The organism is Rhodococcus sp. SBT000017, assembly GCF_003688915.1.
Taxonomy (GTDB): domain Bacteria; phylum Actinomycetota; class Actinomycetes; order Mycobacteriales; family Mycobacteriaceae; genus Rhodococcoides.
This window is the reverse complement of sequence record NZ_REFU01000001.1, coordinates 2,419,290-2,445,347: the sequence shown is the minus strand read 5'-3', so window position 1 is coordinate 2,445,347 and position 26,058 is coordinate 2,419,290. Positions and strand designations below refer to the sequence as shown.

The window sequence follows — 26,058 nt, the reverse complement described above, 5'->3', positions numbered from 1 at the left end:
CTCCTTGCACCGTCTTGTCGCTGTTCGGGTACGGTGCGCTCGTCCGATTGTCGGAAGTGACTTGTACGATCGTACCAATTTTGGCTGACAGTGGCCACGGTGTCAGTACGCGTACGTGTTCGCCGGTGCTTCGATTCGCTCGACCGTCGACACCGTCATCGTGGGTGTGAACGCGGTGTCCTCCGTCGCCGTGGCAGCGTCGACGGTTCCCGATATCTGCAGCCAGGTGCCGTCCGGAATGTCGTCGAGAGCTGCGCTACCTGCGTCGAGGTGGATGCGAACGGACCTGGCGTCGGCCGCGCAACAGATGATGAGAATGCGAGCGAGGTCGATGCCTTCTCTCGTTCCGTCGGCGCGCGGCGAGCCTCCGTTCGCGGTCGCGACGGCGAATCCGGTGACGCGAATCTCCCGTCCGTCGAGGCTGCCTTCGGTGTCCCTGACCGCGCGTTGCACAACATCGAGCAGCGGAACCTCGGGCGCGAGCTCGTCCGGCAGGGGTGGAAACGCTGTCCTCTGACGATCGGCCGCCGAGGTGACGGATCGATCGCCGACCGCCGAGACTCCCAGCGCGGGTGGTGCGATGAACAGGATGACCGCGAGCGGAACCAGGAGCAGCCAGTACGGACGCGAATCGTGATCATGACCGTCGTCACCGGGCCCACCGCGGCGGATGTCGGCGACGATCGACGCGATTGCCAGGGCGACGATCAACACCCCGGCGGTCAGCAGATACGGATGCAGCGACGGTTTGACGTATCGCACAAAGCTGCCGTCCCACGAGATCTTGACCATCGCTCCGCCGAGGAGCAGTAGCAGCAGATTCTGCACCTCGCGTTTCATCGCGCACCCAGAAACAGGTAGCCGCTCACCGAGGCGCACGCGATCGCGACGACGAAGGTCAGGGGAGCGAAGCGAGCCACGAAGCCGCGCCCGAAGCTGCCCGCCTGCATCGCCATCAGCTTCACATCGACAGCAGGTCCCACCACCAGAAAGACCAGCCGTGGTAGCAGCGGCAGCATCGACATGCTCGCCGCGACGAATGCGTCGGCCTCCGAGCACAGCGCGAGAATCACCGCGAGCACGGCCATCACCAGGATCGACAGCAGCAGCTGCCCGGCGAGATGGGCGAACACCCAGTCGGGCACCACCAGGTGCAGCAACGCGGCGGCCGCTGCTCCGAACACGAGGAAAGCTCCGGCCTGGAGCAGGTCCGTACGCGCCGACTCACGGAAGGTCTCCCACTTCGAGGTTCCGTGGCGGTGTTCGCGATCCGCGAGTCGAGCGGTGATCCACTCGGCCTTGCCGAACCTGGTCCACAACCAGCCCATCACCAGTGCGGTGGCGAGCGAGCCGAAGAACCGCGCGAGAACCATCGCCGGCTCGCCGGGAAAGGCCACTGCGGTGGAGACCAGGACGACGGGGTTGATCGCCGGTGCAGATAGCAGAAACGCCAGAGCTGCAGACGTCGGCACACCCTGATCCATCAGCCGACGCGAGACGGGAACGGCTCCGCACTCACAACCAGGCATGGCCATTCCCGCGAGACCGCTCACTCCGACAGCAGCGGTGGCGTTCTTCGGCACCACCTTCTGCAGAACAGCGGGTGAGACGAACGCGGCGATGCCTCCGCTCACGAGCACACCCAGCACCAGGAACGGCGTTGCCTGCACGAAGATCCCGGTGAACACCGTCGCTCCGGTCTGCAGCGCGGGGGACGAGTCGACCCACCGGGTGACGTCGGCACCGAAGACGATGCCCAACACGAGCAGAGTTGCGAATACGTGCATGGATGACACGGGAGGCCGAGTCCTGAATCGGCCGTCCGTCTTCGCGTCGAGCATCGCTGCCATCATGCCTCCTCCGGGGTTCCACCGTGCTCTCGGTGACTCACAGCTGTCGGTGGCTCACAGCAACCTCACAGCGAGAGTGCAGCGGACGAGCAGCTTCCCGCGCGATGATGGACACCGTGAGCGAGACACCCGAGGCACGAGTCCTGATCGTCGACGACGAACCGACCATCGTCGAGCTGCTGTCGGTCAGCCTCCGATTCCAGGGGTTCGAGGTCGCGACGGCGTCGTCCGGTCCCGAGGCTCTGGACAAGGCCCGCAACTTCAGGCCCGAGGCGCTCATTCTCGACGTGATGATGCCCGGAATGGACGGCTTCGGTCTGTTGCGCCGGCTCCGAGCGGACGGAATCGATGCGCCCGCCCTGTTCCTCACCGCGCGAGATTCGGTGGAGGACAAAGTGACCGGCCTGACGCTCGGTGCGGACGACTACGTCACCAAACCGTTCTCGCTCGAAGAGGTGGTGGCCCGGCTCAGGGTCATCCTGCGTCGATCGGGCAAGAGCGAGGACACTCAGCCGTCCCGAGTTGCGTTCGCAGACATCGAACTCGACGACGACACCCACGAGGTGTGGAAGGCAGGCGAGCCCGTCGCGCTCTCACCCACCGAATTCACGTTGCTGCGGTACTTCATGGTCAACGCGGGAACCGTGCTGAGCAAGCCGCGGATTCTCGACCACGTGTGGCACTACGATTTCGGCGGCGAAGTGGGAGTGGTGGAGTCCTACGTCTCGTACCTGCGCCGCAAGGTCGATACGGGTGATACCCGATTGATCCACACACTGCGGGGAGTCGGCTACGTCATGCGTCAGCCACGGTGACGGGCATTCGAGCTCGGATTCGGAATCTGCCGCTGCGTTTCACCTTGGTCGCAGCGCTGCTACTCCTGGTCGGGCTCGGTCTGCTGGCGTCGGGGGTTGCAGTGACCTCCTCGCTCGAGACCTCGCTGATGCGTCGTCTGGACAGTCAACTGATCGAGGCGTCCCGCGGGTGGGCACAACCCGACGCCCGACCGCTCCCACCCGTGGACGAGCCGAATCCGAGCCGTCCGCCGTCCAACTTCTTCGTTCGCTCGGTGGCCAACGACGGTACCGTCCGCGGCCCCATCAACGATGTGGCGGAGGATGTTCCGGATCTGTCGGGCACGCCGTCGGCCATCCCGACGACCGTCGGTTCCGAGGGGGACCCGTCGAAACAATGGCGGGTGATCACGGTGACCAACAACGAAGGCTCCACCACCGTGGGAATGTCGCTCAGCGCCAACCAGCAGACCGTCAGCAGGCTCGCGGTACTTCAGTTCTACATCGGAGCAGCGGTGTTGCTGGCCCTGGCCGTGATTGCGTATTTCGTGGTGCGGCGCAGTCTGCGACCGCTGCGTGAGGTGGAGACCACTGCTGCGGCCATCGCCGCCGGGGATCTGCATCGCCGAGTCCCCGAGTGGAGCGAGAAGACCGAGGTGGGCCGGTTGTCGGCGGCCCTGAACGGGATGCTCTCGCAGATCCAACGCGCCTTCGCGGCCACCGCGGCCTCGGAGGAGGCGGCGCGTGCATCCGAGGATCGGATGCGCCGCTTCGTCGCCGACGCCAGTCACGAACTACGGACGCCGCTGACGACGATCCGCGGGTTCGCCGAGCTGTACCGGCAGGGTGCGATGAGCGACATCGCCGTGCTGATGAACCGAATCGAGGGCGAGTCGGCGCGCATGGGACTGCTCGTCGAAGACCTGCTGATGCTCGCGCGCCTCGACGCCCAACGACCCCTCGAAGTACGCCGAGTCGATCTGCTCACCATCGCCGCCGACGCCGTGCACGACGCGAAGGCGGTCTCGCCCCAGCGCGACATCTCGCTGAAGGTGTTGGCAGGACCGGGAATTCCCGAGGTCGACGGTGACGATGCCCGGCTGAGGCAGGTACTCGCGAACCTCGTCGGAAACGCGGTTCGGCACACGCCCGAATCCGCGTCGATCACCGTGTGTGTCGGGACCACCCGGTCTTCGGTGCTGCTCGAAGTGCAGGACACCGGGCCGGGTCTGCGAGAGGAGGAGGCCGCACACGTCTTCGAGCGCTTCTATCGAGCCGATTCCTCGCGAACCAGGGAGAGCGGCGGCAGCGGGCTGGGGCTGTCGATCGTCGCGGCGTTGGTCGCCGCTCACCGAGGCACGGTGCGAGTGCACAGCACCCCGGGGCAGGGCGCGACCTTCCGGGTCGAATTACCCCGCGCCGACGGTTGATTCGGTCGCCGCCCTGGCCTTCTTGCGTTCGGCCAGCCTGGTGTACGCGGCTGCGGCGAGTGGCGCGGCGACGAGCATCGACACCAGCCGAATCACCTGAACGCAGGCCACGAAGGTGACGTCCGATCCGGTCGTCGCAGACACCGCGAGCACAGCGGCCAACCCGCCGGGTGTGGTGGCGAGGTAGCCGGTCAGCATGCTGACCCCGGTGACGGCGGAGAGCGCCCAACCGAACAGTGCGCACACCAGGCCGATCGAGAGGACCAACAGCGCCGCCCACGGAAAGATCCGTCCGATGGCCCGCAGGCTCGCGGTCGTGAAGGCAAGTCCCGCTTGCCATCCGATGACGATGAACGCCACCGGCAGCAGGACCGTGGGCACCGAGATGTCCACGGGCCACCCGAGCAGCTCGCATGCGCCCGCCACGATCAGCGGTCCGAGCGTTGCCGGTGCAGGCAGTCTGATCAGACGCGCGAGCACGATCCCCGTGACGACGGCTCCGAGCAGAAACGCCGTGCCGAGATACCAGGGCGTCGAGATCTCCTCTCTCGCCGCACCACTGCCGGAGTCGGCGTGGAAGGCGAACGTGACGATCAAGGGCATCGTGACCACCACGAGTGCAACGCGCAGGTACTGCACCACGGCGACGATGCGCTCGTCGCCGCCGAGCTCCCGGGCGATGGACACCAGACCCGTTGCGCCACCCGCGATCAGGGACAGTGCGCCAGTAACCGGGTCGACATCGCGATGCAGGGCGAGCAGCGCGCCGCAGCCTGCGCTGACAACCAGCGTTCCCGCGCCGACGAGAACGGCGGGAATCCAGTTCTCGCCCAACGCACCGAGTGTCTCGGTGTCGAGCATCAGCCCGATCGTCACCGCCAGGGTCCCCTGCGCCGCCATCGACAATGGACGGGGGACGGCCGCGGGTCCGAGACCGGTCAGTGCGAAGACCACGGCGACGACGAGCGCCGCGAACAACGACGGTGCCGTGAGCCCCAGCGCCGCGAAAAGGGCCCAGCCCCCGACGGATACGGCTGCGAGGCCGATCCATCGGAGGCTGTGCCCCACTACTTTTCCGGCGCGGTCGGAGACACTCACACTCCGGACTTGACCAGCAGAACCGGAACCGGGATCTCGAGCAGCAGCCGCTGAATCGTCTGTCCCATCAGGAACTTGCCGACGGCCGAACGGTGGCGCGAACCGACGACGAGGATCTCGGACTTCTGTTCCTCGACCAAAGTCAGCAGGGTGTTGACGGCATCGGGATCGGGCCTACCCACTGCCACGGTCCAGGTGACGGCGTCGGCGTGGTCGATGTCGGCCAGAGCGGTCTCCACCGAAGTGGACACTGCCTGCGTCTCGGCCGCCTCGGCGGACGGTTCGGCCGATCCCGACAGCGCGTGCAGGACGACGAGGTCCGTCTCTCGGATGCGTGCTTCTCGAACGGCGGCCGCCAGTGCTGCGCGGCCCTCGGGTGAATTGTTGTGCAGTACGCCAACAGTCATGACGGTTTCTCCTACGCGAGATGAGGTGGGGGATCAGCCGAACGGGATCTGGCCGAGGACGATGCCGACGGCCAGCATCGCGAGGGAGACGACCACCGCTCGCCAGAGCACCTTCTTGTGGTGATCGGCCAGCGACACTCCGGCGAGAGTGACCAGCAGCAGGATGGCCGGAACCAGCGGGCTCTGCAGGTGGACGGGCTGACCGGTGATCGATGCACGGGCCATCTCGACCGGGTCGATGCCGTATTTCTCGGCGGTCTCGGTGAGCACTGGGAGGATGCCGAAGTAGAACGCGTCGTTGGTCATGAAGAACGTCAGCGGGATGCTCAGGATGCCGGTGATGACGGCCAGGTACGGGCCCATGCCGGGCGGGATGACGTTGAGCAGCCACTCGGCCATGGCCTCGACCATGCCGGTGCCCTGGAAGACGCCGGTGAGGATTGCCGCGGCGAGCACCATGGCGACCACGGAGACGATGGAGGACGAGTGCCGTGCGATCGCGTCGCCCTGCTCCTTGACCTTGGGGAAGTTGACCGTCAGGGCAATCGAGGCAGCGATCATGAACAGCACCGGGATGGGCAGGATGTCCATGACGAGAACGACGAGCAGGATGACCGTCAGAGCAGCGTTGAACCACAGTAGCTTCGGGCGCAGGGTGTCGCGGTTGGGGTCGAGGCCGTCGAAGAACTGGCCGGATTCGCTGTCGTCCGATCCGCCAGTGCCTGCTCCGCCGGTTGCCTTGCCGCCCTTGCGGATACTGCCGCCGCCACCGGAGGCCACCAGTTCGGGTTCGTAGATCAGCTTGCCGATGCGTCGGCGTTCCATGATGCCCAGGTGAACGGCGAAGAGCAGCACGATGATCAGGCCGACGATCATCGAGGGAACCATCGGAACGAAGACGTCGGACGGGGAGATGCCGAGGGCGGAAGCAGCGCGAACCGTCGGGCCGCCCCACGGGATGATGTTCATCGTGCCGTTGGCGAGACCGGCGACGACCGTCAGAATCACCGGGCTGACACCGAGTTTGAGATAGAGCGGCAGCAGTGCGGACGTCACGATGATGAATGTGGTGGAGCCGTCACCGTCGAGCGAGACGACCATGGCCAGAATGGCAGTTCCGACAACGAGTTTCATCGGGTCGTTGCGCACCAGGCGGAGAATTCCGCGCACCAGTGGGTCGAACAGTCCGACGTCGATCATGATTCCGAAGAAGATGATGGCGAAGAACAGCAGGGCCGCGGTGGGGGCCAGGGACTTGATGCCGTCGGTGATCATGTCGCCGATGCCGAGCCCCGCGCCGGCCAGCAGACCGAAGATGACGGGTACGAGGGTGAGTGCGACGACGGGCGTGGCTCTCTTGGTCAGGATCAAGAACATGAAGGCGGCTACCATGAGGAAGCCGAGTATCACCAACATCGTGCACTCCTTCTCGAATGTGTGAGGTGGGTCCGGTTGGACTGCGTGTGTGACTGAAGTTACGTAACCGGCATCACATGGTCGCCGTTGTGCGCACTACCCGCGCTAGCAACGTAAAGAGCCTTTTGCGCATTGTGCTCGAGCCCGCCCGGCGCATAGCCTGAGTGGGTGCGATTGAGGACCCAGGTGCTGTTGTTGCAGGCAGCGCTGGTGGCGGTGGCCCTGGCAGTGGCGTTCGGGGTGTTCGCGATCAGCAGTGGCAGGCAGGCGAGTGAGGAGTACGGCGAACGTGCGCTCGCGGTCGCCCGGACGGTGGCGTCGGACCCGGAGGTGCGCTCGCTCGTCGAGCAGTTCTCGGCAGTCGACACCGCCGGCACCGATGCCGCGCCCGCGGGTGTGTTGGCGGGTGGGGCGTTGCAGCGCGCGGCCGAGGGTGCCCGCAATCGCACCGACGCCCTGTTCGTCGTCATCACCGATGATCGGGGTCTGCGGTTGGCGCACCCCGATCCGACGGTGCTGGGCCAGCGGGTGAGTACCGATCCTTCGGGTGCGTTGGCGGGCAACGAGGTGGTCGAACAGGAGCGTGGCACGCTCGGCGACTCCGTACGTGCGAAAGTGCCTGTGCTGGCGCTCGGTTCGACCGACATGGTGATCGGTGAAGTGAGTGTCGGTATCTCGACCACGGCCGTGCGCACCGAGTTGGTGAAGGATCTGGTCAACGGCGGGTTGGTGACCGGTGCCGTGCTGTTGCTCGGGCTGGCCGGCTCGACCCTGTTGGCGCGCAGGTGGAAACGACTGACGCTGGGGCTCGAGCCGGAGGAGCTCGCCGAATTGGTCCGTGAACAGGAGGCAGTGCTGCACGGGATCGGTGAGGGTGTCGTCGCCATCGATCCCGACGGAGTCGTCACGGTCGTCAACGACGAGGCGCGTACGTTGCTCTCGATCGACGGCAAACCGGGAATGCGCATCGAGAACATCGGTCTGACCCCCAGATTGCTCGAGGTCATCCGATCTCCGACGGCCGAGCCGGTGCTGGCCGCCGTGGACGAGGTGGTCGTCATCGCCTCCGCCCGAAAAGTGCTGCGCGACAATCGCAATCTGGGTACGGTGCTGACCGTGCGAGACCGGACCGACGTGGAGACACTGACGCGTCAGCTCGACGCGGTGCAGTCGATGTCTGCCGTGCTGCGCGCCCAACGCCACGAGTTCGCAAACCGAATGCATCTGGTCAGTGGACTGCTGCACGAGGGCCACCCCGATCGAGCGTCGCAGTACATCGACGAAATACTCGGTGTCGGGCCGAGATCGGAAACCGTCGAGGGTATCGATGCCGTGTCCGACGCCTACCTACGGTCGTTCCTGACCGCGAAAGCCGCGCACGCCCGCGAGAGCAGCGTCCGAATGGTGTTGGGCGAGAACACCTGGGTCGGGGGAGAGGTAGCCGTTCCGGTCGACGTGACGACTGTGCTGGGCAATCTGGTCGACAACGCGATCGATGCCGCCAGGCTGGGAGTCAGGCGGCCGGCCGAGGTGGAAGTGGAACTGGTGCAGGACGGTTCGACCCTGCACATCGTGGTCGTCGATTCCGGCGACGGGGTGGACCTGGAAGTCGATCAGGTGTTCGTGGAGGGAGTCTCGACCAAGTCGACGGCGGAATCCCCGGGCGGCCGAGGAGTGGGGTTGGCGCTGAGCCGGCAGATCGCGCGCACCCGCGGCGGCGACGTGACGCTGGCCGATGCCGGCGGGCAGATCACCGAAGAGAATCAACGAGGAGGCGCAGTGTTCATCGCGTCGATACCGGATGCACTACTGACCGACGAGGTGACCCAATGAGAGTACTGGTCGTGGACGACGACTTCCGAGTCGCGGATCTACATGCGGCACTGGTCAATTCGCTGGACAACTACGAGGTGGCCGCGGTGGCGACGAGTATCGCCCAGGCGCGGGAGTTGGCGTCGACCCACTCGTTCGATCTGGCGCTGGTCGATGTCTATCTGCCCGACGGATCCGGAATCGACCTGGTGCGCGAACTCGAGTGCGACGCCGTGGTGCTCTCTGCTGCGGCGGATCAACAGACGGTGCGCTCGGCGATGACCGCCGGTGCCTGGACGTACCTGATCAAACCGTTTCCGCGTTCGGCGCTGGTCGATCGCCTCACCGGATACCTGACGTACCGCAGCGCTCTGGACCGTTCGGAGGAGCTGAGCCAGGCCGACATCGACAGCGGACTCGACGCGCTCCGCCCGCGCGCTGCGGCACCGTTGCCGTCCTCGCAGTCCGTCACCCGTGATCTGGTGCTCGACGCGGTCCGCACGACGGCCGAGCCGATGTCCGCGGGTGAAGTTGCTGCCGCCATCGGTATTTCACGTGCGACGGCGCAGCGCTACCTGGCAACCCTGGTCTCCAAGGGGCGATTGCGCATGCAGCTGCGCTACGGGTCGACCGGGAGACCGGAACAGGAGTACTCGCTACCGCCGGGAGCGTGAGGCCGCCACGACCACCGCTCCGATTACGGAAATCGCTGCGGTGACCAGAGCTGCGGTGTTCCATCCTTCGGTCAGCGCAGTCGCGCTGTGGCTGCTAATCGATTGGGTCATTCCGCGGGCTCCACTCCCGGCAGGAACGGCCACCACCGCAACGACGGTGACACCGATGGCGGATCCGACATAGCGCGCGGTGTTGTTCGCCCCGCTGCCCATGCCGCCGCGTCCGGCGGGCACGCTGGCCACGGCCTCGCGTCCGAGAGCGGCGTTGAGCACTCCGCTCGCAAGGCCTGCCACGAGCAGTCCTGGCAACAGTCGCGGCCAGGATGCGTTCTCGGACAACCCCGTCAGCATCAGCATGCCGATCGCGACGCCGACCAGGCCGACGGCAAGTTGCGTTCGGCCACTGAGCGACGCGGGCAGCCTGCGGGCGAGTAGGGCAGTGACCACGGACGTGGCCGACCACCCGAACAGCAGCAGGGCGGCACCGAGCGCATCGATTCCCAGTACGGTTCCGAGAAATCCGGGCATGTACGACATCAGCGCGATGATGCCGCCGCCGTTGGCCAGCGCGGCGACCGTGGCGGCCAGAAACGGTGGGTGCCGGAAGAGTGTGAGATCGAGCATCGCTGTGGCGCTGCGTAATTCGATGATGGCGAACGCGGCCAGCAACAATACCGCGAGCACGAAGAGAACGATCGGGCTCACCTCGGTCCAGCCCTGTCTGCCCTCGACCAACGCGGCCAGCAGTGCGGCTATGCCCGTCGCCAACAGCAGCGCGCCGATCGGATCGAGGCCACGCGGGGCGTCGGACCTGGATTCTTCGACGAGCCGGTGCGCGGCGACGGCCAACGCGACCGTGGCAATCGCGAGAACCACGTAGGCCTCGCGCCAGCTCGCCCAGCGATCCAGTGCGGCGGCCAGCAGCGGGCCGAGAGCGATGCCGGCACCGACGCTCGCGCCCCAGACTCCGCTCGCCTTCGCGCGTACGGGACCGGCCGGGTGGGTGTGCGCGATGATGCCCAGGCTCGACGCGACGACGGCCGCGCCGCCGAGGCCCTGAAGGATGCGCGCCAGAACGAAAATCAGCGTGTTGGGCGAGACTGCGCAGACGATCGCGCCGACGGCCAGGACGGCGGCTCCGAGTGCGAACGTGCGGCGACGGCCGAAGTCGTCGGCGACGGTGCCGGTGGTGAGCAGCGCGGCGGCGAGGCCGATGCTCATCGAGCTGAGAATCCAGGTGCGTCCTGCTGCGTCGGACATCAGATCGGCCGCGGTGCTGTTGATCGTCGCGAGCGGTGCAGTGAACGCCATCAGGGTCAGCAGGGTGCCGAGCGCTGCGATGGTGAGCGCTCGGGTGCTGTTCGTGGTGCCGGCGGGCGAGGGTGCAGTGTCGGTCATCGTCGTCCTTTTGGTCTGGTGATCGAACTGTAAACGCCCAACTTGGTTCGGTCAACAGACTGTACTATCGCGTCATGGCACTCGGAATCGACTACGCCCGTCAGGACTGCTCCCTGGCCCGTGCCCTCGAACTCGTCGGCGAGCGCTGGACCATGCTCATCGTGCGCGACTGCTTCTTCGGCGTCCGACGCTTCGGCGACTTCCAGGTCCACCTCGACATCTCCAAGGCCGTTCTCGCGCAACGACTCGGCGCGTTGGTCGACGCCGGGCTGCTCGAACGACGAGCTCGGGCCTTCGAGGGCGGCCACGATGATTACGTTCCGACGGCCGCCCTCGAACGACTGTGGCCCGCCGTCTTCGCCCTGAGCTACTGGGGCGAGGAACAGACCGCGAAACCCGCAGGGAAGCGTCGACGATTCATGCACGCGCCCTGCGGAACCGACCTCGGACCACTGGGGATGTGCCCCGAATGCGGAGTTGCACCCGGGCCGCACGACATCGACACCGACATCGGCCCGGGCTACGACCCCGACACCCGATCCGACGATGTGTCGATGCACCTGCGAACGCGTCGACGACTGTTGACGCCCCTGCGCTGAGGCTCTCGGCTGCAGAGGTGTCAGTTCGGGACGTATGCCTCGTGTCCGAGGTCACGCAACGCCGCCCGGAGCTTGGTCGCCGCCTCGTCCTGTGACTCCGCGGAGGGATTCGGATCGGCACCCGAGATGTCGAAGTTGCCCATGTCGTAGGCCGGAAACACATGCAGGTGCAGGTGCGGCACCTCGAGCCCGGCAATCAGCAACCCGGCGCGGGGAGCGTCGAACGCGGTCCTGACCGCCTGGCCGATGATCTGAGCAACGGCGGTGATCTTGGCGAACGCGGCACCGTCGACGTCCTGCCACTGGTCGATCTCCTCACGCGGAACCACCAGCGTGTGGCCCTGGGTGACCGGTGCGATCGTCAGAAACGCAACCACGTCGTCGTCCTGCCAGACGAAACGTCCCGGGATTTCGCCGGCGATGATCTTGCTGAAAATGGAAGCCATGGGAACAGGATGCCCTATGCGGCTCCTGCGCATCGGTCGCTCCGCAGGCTCCGCTCCTGTCCTCCCAGGTGATTGCCAGGTTCGTCGCAGGGTGGGTCCAGCTCAGAGGCCGATTCTGGTCCACATGACAACGAATTCCCTCGCACGAGCAGGCCAGCGGCCCGGCTCGAACGCCACGGCCACTCTCGAGGTGGTCATCCCGGTATACAACGAAGAGGCGGATCTCGAACAGTGCATTCGTCGTCTGCACGAGCATCTGGACGACCGGATCCCGTTCCGGTCGCGAATCACCATCGCCGACAACGCCAGTACCGACGGCACCCTCGCGGTGGCACATCGGCTGGCCGACGAGATCGAGGGAGTTCAGGTTCATCACCTGGACGAGAAGGGTCGCGGACGGGCACTCAAAGCCGTCTGGCTGGCATCGGACGCCGATGTCGTGGCCTACATGGACGTCGATCTCTCCACCGACCTCAACGCTCTGATGCCGCTGATCGCGCCGCTGATGTCCGGTCACTCGGACCTCGCCATCGGATCTCGGCTCAACCGATCGTCCCGGGTGGTCCGCGGTGCGAAGCGTGAATTCATCTCGCGCAGTTACAATCTCATTCTGCGCACTTCGCTGCGCGCACGCTTCTCGGACGCGCAGTGCGGTTTCAAGGCCATGCGCACCGATGTGGCCCGGCAACTGCTGCCGCTCGTCGAAGACACCGGATGGTTCTTCGACACCGAACTGCTCGTCATCGCGGAGAAGGTCGGCCTGCGTATCCACGAGGTACCCGTCGACTGGGTCGACGACCCGAACAGCAGCGTCAACATCATCGACACCGCCGTCAAGGACCTGCAGGGATGCTGGCGCGTCGGCCGCGCCCTGGCAACCGGAGTGCTTCCGGTCGCCGAACTGCGTCGAAGCCTGGGACGGGAGCCGCTCGTGCCGGGAGTACCGCACGGAATGATCAGCCAGATGGTGCGATTCGGCATCATCGGCATCGCCAGCACCGTCGCGTACGCGTTGCTCTACCTGGTGCTGCACTCGTTGATCGGTGCGCAGGCCGCGAACTTCTTCGGACTGCTGATCACCGCGGTGCTCAACACCGCGGCCAACCGCGCCTTCACCTTCGGCGTCCGCGGATCGGACGGCGCAGGCAAGCATCAACTGCAGGGACTGGCGATCTTCGGTTTCGCCCTCCTCGTCACCAGCGGATCGCTCGCCGTGCTGCACGCGTGGGCACCCGATGTGTCCCGGCACGTCGAACTCGCCGTCCTCATAGTCGCCAATCTCGTTGCCACCGTGTGCCGATTCGTCGCCCTGCGGTGGGTCTTCCGTAGCTCTCAGTCGGGCGATTCCCAGTCCGCCGGTTCGGAGAAAGCTCTGTGACGACGACGATCGAACGCCCCTCGGCGGCTGCGCCGTCCACGCCTGCGACCTCCCCACGGTGGGAATGGATCGGGCTGATCGCGCTGTTGGTCGGCACCGGTGTCGCCTACATCTGGGGACTCGGCGCCTCGGGGTGGGCGAACTCCTTCTATTCCGCTGCGATACAGGCGGGTTCGGTGTCGTGGAAAGCGTTCTTCTTCGGATCCTCCGACGCCGCCAACTCGATCACCGTCGACAAGCCTCCGATGTCGCTGTGGCTGATGTCGTTGTCGGTGCGCATCTTCGGACTGAACACCTGGGCGATGCTCGTGCCCCAGGCTCTCCTCGGAGTCGCCTCGGTGGCACTGTTGCGAGCCACCGTCAAGCGGCGCTTCGGTGGCGCGGCCGGTCTGCTCGCAGGCCTGGTACTGGCCGTGACTCCCGTTGCCGCACTGATGTTCCGGTTCAACAATCCCGACGCGCTGCTCGTGCTGCTGATGATCGCATCGGTATGGGCGCTGCTGCGAGGCGTCGAGACCGGAAAGACCAAGTGGCTGTTGATCACCGGCATGTTCGTCGGATTCGGCTTCCTCACCAAACAGCTCCAGGTGATGCTCGTGGTGCCGCCGCTGGCACTGACCTACCTGATCGCCGGGCCGCCGAAGTTCCTCACCCGGCTGTGGCAGCTGTTCGGAGCTCTGGGCGCGATGATCGTCGCGGCCGGATGGTGGCTGCTGATCGTCGAATTCTGGCCGGCGTCCTCCCGTCCGTGGGTCGGCGGCTCGCAGAACAATTCGATTCTGGAACTCACGCTCGGCTACAACGGATTCGGCCGCCTCAGCGGTGACGAGACCGGAAGTGTCACTCCGGGACGCGGCGGTATGGGCGGGGACGTCGCGGGTGGGATGCCCGGTGGTATCTGGGGAGAGACCGGCATTCTCCGTATGTTCGACGCCTCCCAGGGCGGCCAGATCGCCTGGCTGATTCCGGCTGCATTGATCCTGCTCGTCGTCGGACTCGTGTTGCGCGGCAGAGCCCCTCGGACGGACGTACAACGAGCGTCGCTGATCGTCTGGGGATCGTGGTTGCTCGTCACGGGTCTGACGTTCAGCTTCATGGCCGGAATCTTCCACTCGTACTACACCGTTGCGCTCTCGCCCGCCGTCGCAGCTCTCGTCGGCATCGGCAGTGTGGTGCTGTGGCGGCAACGCGAGAGGTACTGGGTGCGCATCGCAATGGCCGTCGCGGTGGCGTCTACCGTAGCCATGGCGTGGGTGCTGCTCGGTCGCAGCGAGAGTTTTGTGCCCTGGCTGAAGTGTGCAATTCTCTTCGTCGGAGTTCTCGCGGTCATCGCACTGCTGATCCCGGCGCTGACCCGCGGCAGATTGGCTGCGGCGTCGATCCTGGCGGTGATGTTCGCCGGACTAGCAGGCCCGACTGCGTACGCCGTCGACACGATCGGCACCCCGCACAACGGATCCATCGTCTCGGCCGGACCCAACACCGGCATGCGCGGATTCGGCGGCATGGGCGAGGGTCGACGAGGCCAGGGCGGTATGCCGGGCGGAATGCCCGGTGGGATGCAATTGCCGGCCGGGGTGCAGCTACCGGCGGGCGCTCCCGGCCAGATGCCGGGTGGTGACGGTGCGGCTGGTGCCGAGATGGGTGGCGGTATGGGCGGTGGAATGGGTGGTCTTCTGGAAGGCAGCACGCCGACCACCGCGATCACCGAGATGCTCGAGCAGGACGCCGACTCCTACACCTGGGTGGCAGCGGCCATAGGGGCCAACACCGCGGCGGGCTACCAACTGGCCACCGAGGAACCCGTCATGCCCATCGGCGGATTCAACGGCACCGACCCGTCGCCGACCCTCGCCGAATTCCAGCAGTACGTCGCCGACGGAGAGATCCACTACTTCATCGGCGGCGGAGGTATGCCGGGAATGGAGTCGGGTACCTCGGCCGCGATCTCGGCGTGGGTCACCGAGAACTTCACCGCGACCACCGTCGACAACGTGACGTTCTACGACCTCACGCAGTAACACCGAACCACCACGAAAGAGCCCCGCACCATGACAGGTGCGGGGCGCTTTCGCGTCGAGCAGATAGTCTGATGCACTGTGCGCGTACTCGTCATAGGTTCCGGTGCTCGTGAGCACGCCCTTCTACTTGCGTTGAAGGCCGATCCGTCGGTCGAGAAGCTCTTCGTGGCTCCCGGCAACGCAGGTACCGCAAAGCTCGCCGAGCAGCACGCCGTCGATGTGGCGTCCGGCGAAGCGGTGACTGCACTCGCGAAGAAGGTCGAAGCCGATCTCGTCGTCATCGGACCGGAGGTGCCGCTGGTCCTCGGCGTGGCCGACGCCCTCCGCGAAGCCGGTATCGCCGCATTCGGCCCGTCCGCCGACGCCGCCCGCATCGAAGGGTCCAAGGCTTTCGCCAAGGACGTGATGGCAGCGGCCGGTGTGCGAACCGCGCACAGTGAAATCGTAGATTCGCCCGCCCTGCTCGACGCAGCCCTGGACCGTTTCGGCCCCAACTGGGTGGTCAAGGACGACGGCCTGGCCGCAGGCAAGGGTGTCGTCGTCACCACCGATCGGCTCGTCGCCCGCGATCACGCCGCCGAACTCCTCGAGAACGGCCACCCGGTGCTGCTCGAATCGTTCCTCGACGGCCCCGAGGTGTCCCTCTTCTGCCTCGTCGACGGCGAGACCGTGGTGCCGCTGCTGCCCGCGCAGGACCACAAACGCGTCGGCGACGGAGACACCGGACCCAACACCGGCGGCATGGGTGCGTACACCCCGCTGCCGTGGTTGCCCGAGACCGCAGTCGAGGAGATCGTCCGCGGCGTGGTGAAACCCGTTGCCGCCGAAATGGTGCAGCGTGGTGTGCCGTTCTCCGGTCTGCTGTACGCCGGTCTGGCGATGGGTGCCGACGGCCCGGCGGTCGTCGAATTCAACTGCCGCTTCGGCGATCCCGAGACTCAGGCAGTGCTCGCGCTGCTCGATTCACCTCTCGGTGAGGTGCTGAACGCGACGGCAACCGGCACGCTTGCTTCACTTCCACAGTTGCGCTGGAAGGACGGCGCGGCCGTCACCGTCGTCATCGCCGCCGAGAACTACCCCGGTCGACCGCGTACCGGTGACGAGATTCTCGGCTCCGAAGGCGCAGGCGTCCTGCATGCAGGCACCGCGGTGAAGGACGGCGCGGTCGTCTCCGCGGGCGGACGCGTGCTGAGCGTGGTCGGCACCGGATTCGACCTCACCGCCGCCCGTGACGACGCCTACTCCCGTATCGCGGGAATTCGGTTGCCGGGCAGCCACTTCCGCACTGATATCGGCCTGGCTGCGGTGGAGGGTCGGATCTCGCTGTAGATGTGCTGCGTCGGCCGGGTTTGTCGAGGCCGGTCGTCGGGGCAAACGCGCGCGCATTCGTCGGATGCGCGCAGAATCGCCTCCGAAACGACGCGGTTTTGCGCGCGCATGGCAGATGCGCGCGCGTTTGCGAAGGCCTGAGGTACCGAGCGTCCCAGGATCAGTAGGGTCGAGCCAATGCACAGTGAATCGCAGCGATCGATGGTCGAGCCGTTCCACGTGATGGATGTGTTCGCCGCGGCGGCCGAGCGGGCGCGCACTCACGGCGACGTGCTCTCTCTTGCTGCCGGTCAGCCCTCCACACGAGCGCCCGAGCCGGTATTGCGGGCCACTCGCGAGGCCCTGGATGCGCACCTGCTCGGGTACACCGAGACGCTGGGGATTCTGCCGCTGCGTCGCGCGATCGCCGAGTATCACAGCGCGCGGTACGGCATCACCGTCGACGCCGACGACGTGGTGATCACCACCGGCTCGTCGGGCGCGTTCACGTTGCTGTTCCTCGCTGCGTTCGACGCGGGGGACACCGTCGTCATGGCCAGGCCGGGATATCCGGCGTATCGAAACACGTTGGCAGCGTTGGGCTGTCGCGTCGTCGAGCTCGACTGCTTGGAGAGCACGCGATTTCAGCCGACCGTCGCGATGCTCGAGGACCTGCCCGATCCGCCCGCGGGGCTCATCATCGCTAGCCCGGCCAACCCCACCGGCACGATCATCGACTCCGACGAGTTGGCCGCAATTGCGCGTTGGTGCGACGAGCACGGAACTCTCCTGATCTCGGACGAGATCTACCACGGAATCGCCTACGGGGACGCGCGTACGTCGAGCGCCTGGGAGACCTCGAAGGAATCCGTCGCCATCGGATCGGTGTCGAAGTACTTCTCGATGACCGGATGGCGGCTGGGTTGGATGCTGCTGCCGACCCGATTGCGCAGAGCCGTCGAACGATTGGCGTCGAACATGACGGTCTGCCCACCGGCGATCTCCCAGGTTGCCGCCATCGCGGCGTTCACCGAGGAGTCCCGCGTCGAGCTGGATTCACATGTCGAGCGCTACGCTGTCAACCGTCGAATTCTGCTCGACGGTCTGCCGGCCATGGGTATCACCGACCTCGCACCGGCCGATGGAGCCTTCTATGTGTACGCCGACATCGCGCACCTGACGGACGACTCGCGGAACTGGTGTGCGCGAGTGCTTTCCGAGACCGGAGTCGCGTTGGCACCGGGCGTCGATTTCGACACCGAACGCGGGAACCACACCGTGCGCTTCTCGTTCGCAGGCACGACCGCCGACGTCGAGGAGGCATTGGAGCGCCTTTGGGTCGTGAGCGTTTCCTCGTAGCAGGCTACGAAGTGCCGCTCACGTGCGGCGCAGCCGCTCCAGCGCCTCGGAGATATCGGCGGCATCGACGTCGCGGTGGGTCACGAAGCGCACCTTGCCCGCGACGGTCACCGCGGCGATGCCCAGCTCGGCCAGCTCCGCGACCGTCGACGCCGGGTCGGGAACCGTTGCGAGCACGATGTTGGTCTCCGGCTCCAGTACCTCCCAGCCTCGCTCGCGCAGCCCGGAAGCGAGGGTTGACGCGTTGGCGTGATCCTCGGCCAGATCACCGATGCGATCCAACGCCACGAGCCCGGCGGCAGCGAGGACGCCACCCTGACGAACGCCGCCGCCCAACATCTTTCGGACTCGTCGAGCCTCGTGGATACGCGCGGAATCCGAGACCAACATCGAGCCGACGGGTGCACCGAGGCCCTTGCTCAGGCACACCTGCACCGTGTCGGCACCGGCAGTGAGCGACGCGATCGGAACATCGAGGGCGACAGCGGCATTCCACAGCCGCGCGCCGTCCAGGTGGACCTTCAAGCCGCAATCACGCCCGGCGGCAACGAGATCCGACCACTCGTCCGCTCCGATCACAGCACCGCCGGCGAAGTTGTGGGTGTTCTCGAGCGACAGCAGCGCCGTCCGTAGCGCGAAATACGGCCCTGCGCCGCCGGCCTTCGCGCGCACCGTCGACGCGAGGGGACGGCCGGGGCCACCGTCGTGGGGGAGGGCGTCGGGCATTCCGCCCGCCAGCCATGCCGCGGTACCGAGCTCGGAACCCAGCACGTGCGCGTGCTCGGGGCCAGGAAGCGATCGCCGCGTTGCAGATGCAGCATCAGCGCGATGATGTTGCCCATCGAACCCGACGGCACCCACAGTGCCGACTCGAACCCGAGCAGCCCTGCCACCGCTTCTTCCAGCGCCGCCATCGTCGGATCGTGATCGAGGACGTCGTCGCCCACTTCGGCGTCGGCCATGGCTTTTCGCATGACCGAATCGGGTCGGGTGATGGTGTCGGAGCGAAGGTCGATCGTTCGATGTGCCACGAGTGACGACAATTCCATAGCGCGAAAGCAGTCCGACGAACGGCCTCGAGCTGGCACGATGACTTGAATGTCCGCAGGTCCGACCGAGTCGCAGCACAAGGTGTCGGGTGCGACTCCGAAGGGGGTGCGCCGCCGCCAGGCATTGGCGTCGGCCGCTGCGGACCTGCTCGTCGAGGGCGGATTCGACGCGGTGCGGCACCGATCGGTGGCGGCACGAGCCGGGTTGCCGCTGGCGTCGACCACCTACTATTTCGAGTCCCTCGGAGACCTGGTAGCCGCGGCGGTCGACGTCGTCGGGACGCGCGAGATCGACGTCATGCGCGGTCGCATCGACGACGAGGGCAAGTGCTCGAACGAAATGGAGTCGACGGTCGATCTCATCGTCGACCTGCTCATCGGGCCACAGGACGGCCACGAGCAGCTGATCGCGAGATACGAACGCTTCATCGCCTCGGCACGGCATCCCGAACTGCGCGAGGTGCAACTGCGGCTGCGCGCCCAGATCGACGACCTGCTCACCGACGTGCTGCGCAGATCGGGCCGAACCGTGCAGGAAGAGCAGCTCAGGCGGCTCGTGGCAGTGGTCGACGGTGCCGTCGTCGGGGCGCTCAGCGAAGTGGACCCCGACCCCCGTCACATGGCCCGAAGCATGCTCCTGGCCGTCATCGACATCGTGGCACCGGCGGAACAGGTGCCTGCCGATTGACTGTCAGTCGGTCTCGCCGGAGTCTGCGTCGTGAATCTGTGGCACCTCGCACACACCGTCCTCGCAGACGGGGCCGTTGTCGTCGCCGACGATCTCCAAAGGACCGTTCATGAGCCGGTAGCGGCCTTCTGCAGGACGTCGGCGAACACCGACGGGGCCTGCGCGCCCGACACACCGAGCCGTCCGTCGATCACGAAGAACGGCACACCGCTGATCCCGTAGGCGATGGCCTGCTCCTTGTCCGCGCGCACTGCCGGCAGGAACTCCTCGGACTTCAGCGCCCGGGCCGCCTCTTCACGGTCGAGGCCGACCTCCGCGGCCAGGTCGGCGAGGTCCTCGGTGCGGCCGACGTGGCGGCCCTCCTCGAAGTAGGCCGCCAGAAGACGTTCCTTCATCTCGCCCTGCTTGCCCTTCGACTTGGCGAAGTGCAGGAGTTCGTGCGCTTTGACGGTGTTGGTGTGCTGCAAGGCGTCGAAGTCGTACGCGAGCCCCTCGCCTGCGGCCAGCTCGGTCATCTGCCCCAACAGCTGCGTGACCTGGTCGGCCGGCATGCCTTTGTGGGAGACGAGAAAATCGACCTCGCTGCCGTCGAAGTCGACCGGTGTGTCGGGTGCCAGCTCGAACGAGTGGAACTCCACCTCGAGCGTCCCGCCTCCGGCGGTGAACTCCGCAGCGCCTGCCTCGAAACGGCGCTTACCGACGAAGCACCACGGGCACGCGATGTCGGACCAGATGTCGACCTTCACTGTTCGGCTCACGGCGGCTCCAACATCGAAATGCGCTGCGGTTATTCCGCGCCGCGGCGATAGTCTCGATGCTCGGTCCGACGGCCGAATTCGAGTCCGACCTCATCCGAGACCGACAACTGCGCCACGTAAGCTGGATGCTCGTGAGCATCCCGAATGTCCTGGCCACCCGTTACGCGAGTCCCGAACTGGTGGAGCTGTGGTCTCCGGAGCACAAGATCGCCCTCGAACGTCAACTGTGGATCGCCGTGTTGCGCGCGCAGTCCTCCCTCGGAGTCGACGTCCCCAACGCTGCCATCGCCGATTACGAAGCCGTCGTCGACCAGGTCGACCTCGCGTCGATCGCCGAGCGTGAGCGCGTCACCCGCCACGACGTCAAGGCGCGCATCGAGGAGTTCAACGCCCTCGCCGGCCACGAGCACATCCACAAGGGGCTCACCAGCCGCGACCTCACCGAGAACGTCGAGCAGCTGCAGATTCTGCGCTCACTCGAACACGTCCACGCGCACGGCGTCGCCGTCGCGAAGCGGTTGGCCGAGCGCGCCGCCGAGTACTCCTCGCTGGTGATGGCCGGCCGCAGTCACAACGTCGCAGCTCAGGCCACCACGCTGGGCAAGCGTTTCGCGTCTGCCGCAGACGAGCTGCTGTTGGCTCTGTCGAGGGTGCAGGAACTGATCGCGCGCTACCCGTTGCGCGGAATCAAGGGCCCGATGGGCACTTCTCAGGACATGCTCGACCTGTTCGGCGGCGACTCCGCCAAACTCGTCGCGCTCGAGCGCATCGTCGCCGATCACCTCGGCTTCCGGCACACCATGACCAGCGTCGGCCAGGTGTACCCCCGATCGCTCGACCACGAGGTCGTCTCCGCGCTGGTCCAGGTCGGTGCCGGACCGTCCTCGTTCGCGCACACCGTTCGCCTGATGGCCGGCCATGAACTCGTCACCGAGGGCTTCCAAGCCGGCCAGGTCGGCTCGTCGGCGATGCCGCACAAGATGAACACCCGCTCGTGCGAACGTGTCAACGGCCTGCAGGTGGTGCTGCGCGGCTACGGCTCGATGGCCGCCGAGCTCGCCGGAGCGCAGTGGAACGAGGGCGACGTCTTCTGCTCCGTCGTGCGCCGCGTGGCGCTGCCCGACGCCTTCTTCGCCATCGACGGACTCATCGAGACCTTCCTGACGGTTCTCGACGAATTCGGCGCGTACCCGGCCGTCATCGCGAAGGAACTCGACCGCTACCTGCCGTTCCTCGCGACGACCAAGGTGCTGATGGCTGCCGTGCGCGCGGGCGTCGGACGCGAAACCGCACACGAGGCGATCAAGGAACACGCCGTCGCCGTCGCATTGGCCATGCGTGAGCAGGGACTGGAACCGGACCTGGTCGACCGTCTGGCCGCCGACGATCGCCTGCCCCTCGATCGGGCTGCCCTCGATGCTGCACTGGCCGACAAGACGGCATTCACCGGGGCGGCCGACGCTCAGGTCGCTGCCGTCGTTTCGGCAGTGGAGCGACTGATCGCGAAATTCCCGGCCGGGGCGTCGTACACGCCGTCGCCGATTCTGTAGTCAGGAGAGGACGTCGGGGAGGTCGGCCACCGAGTCGATCACGTGGTCGGGTTCCATCGCGAACTCGTCGGTGATGCGTCGATCGAGCACGTCCTGGCGGAACTTCCCGGTGCGCACGAGCACTCCCGTCATTCCGACGACCTGGGCGGCCAGGACGTCGTTGTCGAGATCGTCACCGACCATCACGACGTCGTCCGGGTCGACGCCCATCCGCTCGGACGCCGTCCGGAATCCCAGCGGAGCCGGCTTTCCGATGGCCTTCGCGGTGTGTCCCGACGCCTGCTCCATGCCGCCGAGGTACATGCCGGTGTCGATGCGTAGTCCGGCCCCGGTGCTCCACATCAGCGATCGATGCATCGCGACGACGGGTATGCCCCGGCACAGCCAGTCGTAGACGCGACTGAGGCGCTCGTGCGTGAACTCCGGGCCTGCACCGCCGACGACCACGACATCGGGATCCTCGGACGTCTCGTCGACGAATTCGATTCCCGGCATGTCGCCTGCGATCTCACCGTTGTTGATCAGTACCACTCGCGCATCCGGATAGTTCTCACGCAGATGGTCCGCGGTGAGTGACGCGGCCGTGACGATCTCGTCCGAGTGCACGTCCAGCCCCACGTCGCGCAGTGCCGTAGCGATCTGCTCACGCGTCTTCGACGTCGTATTGGTCAGGAACGCGCGAGCAATGTCCTTGCTGTCCAGGTACTTCAGAGTGTCTGCTGCCCCTGGCACCGCCTGCCACGACGTGACAAGGACGCCGTCGATGTCGAAGAGAACCCCGCCGATGCTCATCGGCAAACAGTAGTCTCCGGCTCCGGGCCCCGCAGCGTCAGTGCACCGAGCGCCTACGCTCGGAGACTGTGAACCCCTACACTATTTTCGCCGAGATCATTGCCGGGACGGCCGAGGCTTCTCGCGTCCACGAGGACGAGACAGCGATTGCGTTCATGGACATCAGGCCGCTCACCAGCGGTCATGTGTTGGTGGTGCCCAGAGAGCAGTTCCGGACTCTGGCGGAGTTGCCACCCGAGATCGGGGCGCATCTGTTCGTGGTGGGGCAGAAGGTGGCCGCCGCTGTGCGAGCGAGCAATCCGCGTGTCGCCGGCGTCAACTTCTTTCTCGCCGACGGCACGGTGGCCGGTCAGGAAATCTTCCACGTGCATCTGCACGTCATCCCCCGGATGATCGGCGACGGCTTCGGGTTGCAGGCTCGGCCGTCGTCGCCGCAGCGATCCGAACTGGACCGGCAGGCCGGGGAGATCGCAGCGGCTCTCACTCGGTCGTGACCTTCTTCGCCTTGGACAGAGCGTCGGCGTAGATGTCGATGGTCTTGGTGTAGCGGCTGTAGCTCTTGTTGGCACCGTAGTCCCACAGCACCATCTGTTGGTTGTCGACGGCGGCAATGGCGTCGAAGCCGGGGTAGCGGCTGGGAATGTCTGCAAGCTCGACGTCGGCGGCGTTGGCGACGTCGTGATAGACGAATGCGACATCGGCGTCGACGGTCGACACGTTCTCCCACGACACCTTCTTCCAGTACCCGTCATCGGTACCGTCGGGGGTGTACATCTTCAGTCCCCAGCGCTGGTAGTCGCTGAAGTCTGGGTCGGCCGACGGATCGAGTACGTAGGCGACGTCGAGGGGCCAGACTCCCACGCCGATGAGGTCCTGGCGTTCGGAGGCAACCTTCTCGAAATTCGCGACGGCGGCGTCGTAGTCGGCTTTGATGTCTGCCAGTTGCGGGGTGTCGAGGTCGACTCCGAGTGATGACGCAAGACCGGCATAGTTCTCGATCGTCTTGGCCGTCGATGTCGTATCCAAGGTGACTCCCAGGGTGGGAGCGAGCTGATCGATGGTGTCGGCCTTGGACGAATCGGCCGTGGTGGTCAGCTTTCCGAATTGCCCGAATCTCGGATTGAACTCGCCGATGACGAGATCCGGGTCGAGGCTTGCCGCCTTCTCGAAATCGAATGTGCCCCAGCTTTCGCCGACCGATTCGATGCCTGTGAGATCGGAGCAGCTCAGAATCGGGCTGCTGTCCATGGGAGTCGTCGACCAGATGGCAACGGGCTTGATTCCGTACGACATCAGCGCTGCGGCCGATTCCTCGTCGGCGATGATTCTGTTCGGTTGCGAATCGAGGGAGATGGTCCGTCCCCGGCCGTCGGTGTACGTGAACGGTCCTGATTCTCGGTCGACTGTGTCGACGCGGTCGTTCTCGCCGCAGGCGGCTGGGTTCGCGTTCAGGTCGACGACCTGGGTGCCGGCGTCGTCGGTGGTGCCGCTGCCGCACGCTGCCGCAGTGGCGAGCACGAGAACCACGATGCCTCCGGTGAGGGCGCGGGGTGCGGTTCTGTATCGCCGTACGGTGCGGTTTCTTCGTGGGGACATGCGCTCACTTTCGTGTTCGACGATGGACGGTGGAACCGAGGAAGTCGAGAGCCACGGACCTTGCCGGGCCCACCCGGTGGACGACGGAGCCGTTGTACCCGAGGAAATGTTAGGTTAGCCTACCGTAGGCGCGTAGCGTTGCCCGTGGCATCGAGCCACGGCGAAGGGCAGTGCCGAGACGGCCATCGACGGCCCCTCGCCGGCGTCCCGTATCTCGTCCGCAAGAAGAAGGAAGACGCCTGATGCATCGCACCAAGCTGGGTGGAACGATCCACCGTGCAGGTCTCGTCCATGCCGAACTGCACAACCTCGGCTCCACCGATCGGTTGCCGGGGGCGAGCGTTCGATGACCTCGGACGACAACTACGACATCGTCGGAGTCGGATTCGGGCCGTCCAATCTGGGACTGGCCATCGCGATCGAGGAGCACAACCGAAACTGCTCTCCCACAGAGCGATTGACGGCCTGCTTCGTCGAGTCCAAGGACGAGTTCGCCTGGCATCCCGGCATGTTGTTGCCCGGGACGTCGATGCAGATCTCGTTCCTCAAGGACCTGGCGACTCAGCGCAATGCCAGCAGTGAGTACACCTTTCTGGCATACCTGTCGGAGCAGGGTCGGCTCAATCACTTCATCAACCTGCAGACGTTCTTCCCGAGCAGGCTCGAGTTCCACGACTATCTGGCGTGGGCCGCCGGAAAAGTCGACGCGACGGTGCACTACGGCACCCGGGCGGTGGACGTCGTCGACACCGGCGACGGCTACGGCGTTCGAACCGAGGGCCGGCGAACCGGGACCGTGCGAGGGCGCAACATCGTGCTCGCCGGAGGACTGACCGCCACCCTGCCCGACGGGGTCACGGCGTCGACGCGGCAGTTCCACAATCACGATCTTCTCGGCCATCTCGATCGGTTGCCGTCGCGGACGCATCGCACGTTCGTCGTGGTCGGTGCCGGGCAGAGCGCCGCCGAGGTGGTGGACTACCTGCACTCGACGTACAGCGACGCGTCGGTGCACGCGGTGCTGCGCAAGTACGGGTACAGCCCGGCCGACGACAGCCCCTATGCCAATCGCATCTTCGATCCGACGGCCGTCGACGACTTCTATTCGTCCTCGCACACGCTGCGCGAGCAGCTGTTGCAGTATCACCGCGGCACCAACTACTCCGCCGTCGACCTGCCTCTGATCGAGGAGTTGTACGCGCGCGAGTACGCCGAGCGAGTCAGCGGGCAGCGCCGGTTGTTCGTGCACGGAGCATCCCGGTTGATCGGGGCCACCGAGGAGCCGTCGGGCGTGCGTGCCTCCGTCGAGCACGGCCCGACGGGGCTGGCCGAGGACATACTGTGCGACGCTGTCGTCTATGCCACCGGCTTCACGTCCCTCGATCTACCCGAGATCCTCGGTCCGCTGTTCGACGCCGTCGAATACGACTCTCGCGGTCCTCGCGTGACACGTGACTACCGACTCGTGACGCGTGAACAGAGTGCGGGTTCGATCTACCTGCAGGGCGGCACCGAGCACACGCACGGTCTGACCTCGTCGTTGCTGTCCAACATCGCTGTCCGCAGCGGTGAGATCGTGAAGTCCGCTGTGAGCGCGAGGGTGCGATCGGTGGTGTGAATCGGGTGAGGACGAGC

The 26,058-nt window shown here is 66.0% G+C and carries 24 protein-coding genes, 1 pseudogene and 1 riboswitch; of the genes and pseudogenes, 13 read left to right on the top strand and 12 right to left on the bottom strand.

The window, feature by feature from the left end; genetic code table 11:
- Positions 1-3: 3 nt before the first annotated feature.
- Positions 4-66, bottom strand: a riboswitch (guanidine-III (ykkC-III) riboswitch).
- A 36-nt stretch (positions 67-102) separates the two neighbouring features.
- Entirely contained in the window at positions 103-840 is a 738-nt protein-coding gene (locus AYK61_RS11195) for a TIGR03943 family putative permease subunit (protein WP_121870848.1), read from the bottom strand.
- Positions 837-1,841: a permease gene (locus AYK61_RS11190; protein ID WP_121872671.1), complete on the bottom strand. Its 1,005-nt coding sequence runs from the start codon at positions 1,839-1,841 to the stop codon at positions 837-839. The genes AYK61_RS11195 and AYK61_RS11190 overlap by 4 nt, the downstream gene beginning before the upstream one ends.
- 116 nt (positions 1,842-1,957) lie before the next feature.
- Between AYK61_RS11190 and AYK61_RS11185 the strand changes: the two genes are divergently transcribed.
- A complete protein-coding gene (locus AYK61_RS11185) occupies positions 1,958-2,665 on the top strand; it encodes a response regulator transcription factor (RefSeq protein WP_237669507.1) in 708 nt (235 codons plus the stop codon).
- Positions 2,662-4,074 (top strand): HAMP domain-containing sensor histidine kinase, encoded by a 1,413-nt coding sequence (locus tag AYK61_RS11180; RefSeq protein ID WP_272913881.1) that lies wholly within the window; start codon positions 2,662-2,664, stop codon positions 4,072-4,074. Before AYK61_RS11185 ends, AYK61_RS11180 begins: the two co-directional genes overlap by 4 nt.
- Here AYK61_RS11180 and AYK61_RS11175 read toward each other — a convergent pair.
- Genes AYK61_RS11175 through AYK61_RS11165 form a run of 3 tightly spaced genes read right to left on the bottom strand, consistent with a single transcriptional unit; the run spans position 4,054 to position 6,995 of the window.
- The gene (locus tag AYK61_RS11175) at positions 4,054-5,172 is read right to left on the bottom strand and encodes an AbrB family transcriptional regulator (RefSeq protein WP_121870846.1); all 1,119 of its coding nucleotides are present in this window, start codon (positions 5,170-5,172) and stop codon (positions 4,054-4,056) included. The two genes, AYK61_RS11180 and AYK61_RS11175, sit on opposite strands and share 21 nt — an antisense overlap.
- Positions 5,169-5,579 (bottom strand): universal stress protein, encoded by a 411-nt coding sequence (locus AYK61_RS11170; protein WP_121870845.1) that lies wholly within the window; start codon positions 5,577-5,579, stop codon positions 5,169-5,171. The genes AYK61_RS11175 and AYK61_RS11170 overlap by 4 nt, the downstream gene beginning before the upstream one ends.
- 33 nt (positions 5,580-5,612) lie before the next feature.
- Complete coding sequence (locus AYK61_RS11165) at positions 5,613-6,995, bottom strand: CitMHS family transporter (RefSeq protein WP_121870844.1); 1,383 nt, start codon at positions 6,993-6,995, stop codon at positions 5,613-5,615.
- Positions 6,996-7,163: 168 nt separating this feature from the next.
- On the opposite strand from AYK61_RS11165, the gene AYK61_RS11160 reads away from it, so the two are divergent.
- Entirely contained in the window at positions 7,164-8,828 is a 1,665-nt protein-coding gene (locus AYK61_RS11160; protein WP_121870843.1) for a sensor histidine kinase, read from the top strand.
- Entirely contained in the window at positions 8,825-9,481 is a 657-nt protein-coding gene (locus tag AYK61_RS11155) for a response regulator (protein ID WP_121870842.1), read from the top strand. Before AYK61_RS11160 ends, AYK61_RS11155 begins: the two co-directional genes overlap by 4 nt.
- Here AYK61_RS11155 and AYK61_RS11150 read toward each other — a convergent pair.
- Positions 9,464-10,879: an MFS transporter gene (locus tag AYK61_RS11150; RefSeq protein WP_121870841.1), complete on the bottom strand. Its 1,416-nt coding sequence runs from the start codon at positions 10,877-10,879 to the stop codon at positions 9,464-9,466. The two genes, AYK61_RS11155 and AYK61_RS11150, sit on opposite strands and share 18 nt — an antisense overlap.
- A 74-nt stretch (positions 10,880-10,953) precedes the next feature.
- On the opposite strand from AYK61_RS11150, the gene AYK61_RS11145 reads away from it, so the two are divergent.
- Positions 10,954-11,478, top strand: a complete 525-nt coding sequence (locus AYK61_RS11145; protein ID WP_121870840.1) for a helix-turn-helix domain-containing protein — start codon at positions 10,954-10,956, stop codon at positions 11,476-11,478.
- 20 nt (positions 11,479-11,498) lie between these two features.
- Here the strand turns inward: AYK61_RS11145 and AYK61_RS11140 are convergent, their stop codons facing one another.
- The gene (locus AYK61_RS11140) at positions 11,499-11,924 is read right to left on the bottom strand and encodes an HIT family protein (RefSeq protein WP_121870839.1); all 426 of its coding nucleotides are present in this window, start codon (positions 11,922-11,924) and stop codon (positions 11,499-11,501) included.
- A gap of 124 nt (positions 11,925-12,048) precedes the next feature.
- On the opposite strand from AYK61_RS11140, the gene AYK61_RS11135 reads away from it, so the two are divergent.
- From AYK61_RS11135 to AYK61_RS11120, 4 genes are all read left to right on the top strand, one after another.
- The gene (locus tag AYK61_RS11135; protein ID WP_121870838.1) at positions 12,049-13,302 is read left to right on the top strand and encodes a bifunctional glycosyltransferase family 2/GtrA family protein; all 1,254 of its coding nucleotides are present in this window, start codon (positions 12,049-12,051) and stop codon (positions 13,300-13,302) included.
- Positions 13,299-15,323: a glycosyltransferase family 39 protein gene (locus AYK61_RS11130; RefSeq protein ID WP_121870837.1), complete on the top strand. Its 2,025-nt coding sequence runs from the start codon at positions 13,299-13,301 to the stop codon at positions 15,321-15,323. The genes AYK61_RS11135 and AYK61_RS11130 overlap by 4 nt, the downstream gene beginning before the upstream one ends.
- 78 nt (positions 15,324-15,401) lie before the next feature.
- Positions 15,402-16,652 (top strand): phosphoribosylamine--glycine ligase, encoded by a 1,251-nt coding sequence (gene purD, locus AYK61_RS11125; RefSeq protein WP_121870836.1) that lies wholly within the window; start codon positions 15,402-15,404, stop codon positions 16,650-16,652.
- A gap of 177 nt (positions 16,653-16,829) precedes the next feature.
- Positions 16,830-17,990: a pyridoxal phosphate-dependent aminotransferase gene (locus AYK61_RS11120; RefSeq protein ID WP_121870835.1), complete on the top strand. Its 1,161-nt coding sequence runs from the start codon at positions 16,830-16,832 to the stop codon at positions 17,988-17,990.
- A gap of 18 nt (positions 17,991-18,008) precedes the next feature.
- Here AYK61_RS11120 and AYK61_RS11115 read toward each other — a convergent pair whose 3' ends face one another.
- Both AYK61_RS11115 and AYK61_RS27810 read right to left on the bottom strand, forming a co-directional pair.
- Entirely contained in the window at positions 18,009-18,761 is a 753-nt protein-coding gene (locus AYK61_RS11115) for a low specificity L-threonine aldolase (protein WP_259468013.1), read from the bottom strand.
- A 74-nt stretch (positions 18,762-18,835) separates the two neighbouring features.
- Positions 18,836-18,952, bottom strand: a pseudogene (locus AYK61_RS27810) (beta-eliminating lyase-related protein); the annotation flags it as partial.
- 136 nt (positions 18,953-19,088) lie between these two features.
- Here AYK61_RS27810 and AYK61_RS11110 point away from each other — a divergent pair.
- Positions 19,089-19,727 (top strand): TetR/AcrR family transcriptional regulator, encoded by a 639-nt coding sequence (locus tag AYK61_RS11110; protein ID WP_052048002.1) that lies wholly within the window; start codon positions 19,089-19,091, stop codon positions 19,725-19,727.
- Positions 19,728-19,834: 107 nt separating this feature from the next.
- On the opposite strand, the gene AYK61_RS11105 is transcribed toward AYK61_RS11110, so the two are convergent.
- Positions 19,835-20,485, bottom strand: coding sequence for a DsbA family protein (locus tag AYK61_RS11105; RefSeq protein WP_121870834.1), 651 nt, complete (start codon positions 20,483-20,485; stop codon positions 19,835-19,837).
- 125 nt (positions 20,486-20,610) lie between these two features.
- Here AYK61_RS11105 and purB point away from each other — a divergent pair, with 125 nt between their 5' ends.
- The gene (purB, locus tag AYK61_RS11100; protein ID WP_121872669.1) at positions 20,611-22,035 is read left to right on the top strand and encodes an adenylosuccinate lyase; all 1,425 of its coding nucleotides are present in this window, start codon (positions 20,611-20,613) and stop codon (positions 22,033-22,035) included.
- Here purB and AYK61_RS11095 read toward each other — a convergent pair whose 3' ends face one another.
- Positions 22,036-22,827: an HAD-IIA family hydrolase gene (locus AYK61_RS11095; protein ID WP_121870833.1), complete on the bottom strand. Its 792-nt coding sequence runs from the start codon at positions 22,825-22,827 to the stop codon at positions 22,036-22,038. It abuts the gene before it with no gap.
- 68 nt (positions 22,828-22,895) lie between these two features.
- Between AYK61_RS11095 and AYK61_RS11090 the strand changes: the two genes are divergently transcribed.
- Positions 22,896-23,321, top strand: coding sequence for an HIT family protein (locus AYK61_RS11090; RefSeq protein WP_121870832.1), 426 nt, complete (start codon positions 22,896-22,898; stop codon positions 23,319-23,321).
- Here the strand turns inward: AYK61_RS11090 and AYK61_RS11085 are convergent.
- Positions 23,308-24,423, bottom strand: a complete 1,116-nt coding sequence (locus AYK61_RS11085; protein WP_121870831.1) for an ABC transporter substrate-binding protein — start codon at positions 24,421-24,423, stop codon at positions 23,308-23,310. The two genes, AYK61_RS11090 and AYK61_RS11085, sit on opposite strands and share 14 nt — an antisense overlap.
- Before the next feature lie 346 nt (positions 24,424-24,769).
- Between AYK61_RS11085 and AYK61_RS11080 the strand changes: the two genes are divergently transcribed.
- Positions 24,770-26,041: a lysine N(6)-hydroxylase/L-ornithine N(5)-oxygenase family protein gene (locus AYK61_RS11080; protein WP_121870830.1), complete on the top strand. Its 1,272-nt coding sequence runs from the start codon at positions 24,770-24,772 to the stop codon at positions 26,039-26,041.
- The last annotated feature ends 17 nt before the right edge of the window (positions 26,042-26,058 follow it).

Bases quoted from the DNA above. Each gene is read 5' to 3' on its own strand.
- AYK61_RS11080 (WP_121870830.1), top strand. From the start codon at position 24,770: ATGACCTCGGACGACAACTACGACATCGTCGGAGTCGGATTCGGGCCG.
- AYK61_RS11095 (WP_121870833.1), bottom strand. From the start codon at position 22,827: ATGAGCATCGGCGGGGTTCTCTTCGACATCGACGGCGTCCTTGTCACG.
- AYK61_RS11085 (WP_121870831.1), bottom strand. From the start codon at position 24,423: ATGTCCCCACGAAGAAACCGCACCGTACGGCGATACAGAACCGCACCC.
- AYK61_RS11140 (WP_121870839.1), bottom strand. From the start codon at position 11,924: ATGGCTTCCATTTTCAGCAAGATCATCGCCGGCGAAATCCCGGGACGT.
- AYK61_RS11120 (WP_121870835.1), top strand. From the start codon at position 16,830: ATGCACAGTGAATCGCAGCGATCGATGGTCGAGCCGTTCCACGTGATG.
- AYK61_RS11150 (WP_121870841.1), bottom strand. From the start codon at position 10,879: ATGACCGACACTGCACCCTCGCCCGCCGGCACCACGAACAGCACCCGA.
- AYK61_RS11145 (WP_121870840.1), top strand. From the start codon at position 10,954: ATGGCACTCGGAATCGACTACGCCCGTCAGGACTGCTCCCTGGCCCGT.
- AYK61_RS11165 (WP_121870844.1), bottom strand. From the start codon at position 6,995: ATGTTGGTGATACTCGGCTTCCTCATGGTAGCCGCCTTCATGTTCTTG.
- AYK61_RS11155 (WP_121870842.1), top strand. From the start codon at position 8,825: ATGAGAGTACTGGTCGTGGACGACGACTTCCGAGTCGCGGATCTACAT.
- AYK61_RS11185 (WP_237669507.1), top strand. From the start codon at position 1,958: ATGGACACCGTGAGCGAGACACCCGAGGCACGAGTCCTGATCGTCGAC.
- AYK61_RS11110 (WP_052048002.1), top strand. From the start codon at position 19,089: ATGTCCGCAGGTCCGACCGAGTCGCAGCACAAGGTGTCGGGTGCGACT.
- AYK61_RS11170 (WP_121870845.1), bottom strand. From the start codon at position 5,579: ATGACTGTTGGCGTACTGCACAACAATTCACCCGAGGGCCGCGCAGCA.
- AYK61_RS11135 (WP_121870838.1), top strand. From the start codon at position 12,049: ATGACAACGAATTCCCTCGCACGAGCAGGCCAGCGGCCCGGCTCGAAC.
- AYK61_RS11195 (WP_121870848.1), bottom strand. From the start codon at position 840: ATGAAACGCGAGGTGCAGAATCTGCTGCTACTGCTCCTCGGCGGAGCG.
- AYK61_RS11190 (WP_121872671.1), bottom strand. From the start codon at position 1,841: ATGCTCGACGCGAAGACGGACGGCCGATTCAGGACTCGGCCTCCCGTG.
- purB (WP_121872669.1), top strand. From the start codon at position 20,611: ATGCTCGTGAGCATCCCGAATGTCCTGGCCACCCGTTACGCGAGTCCC.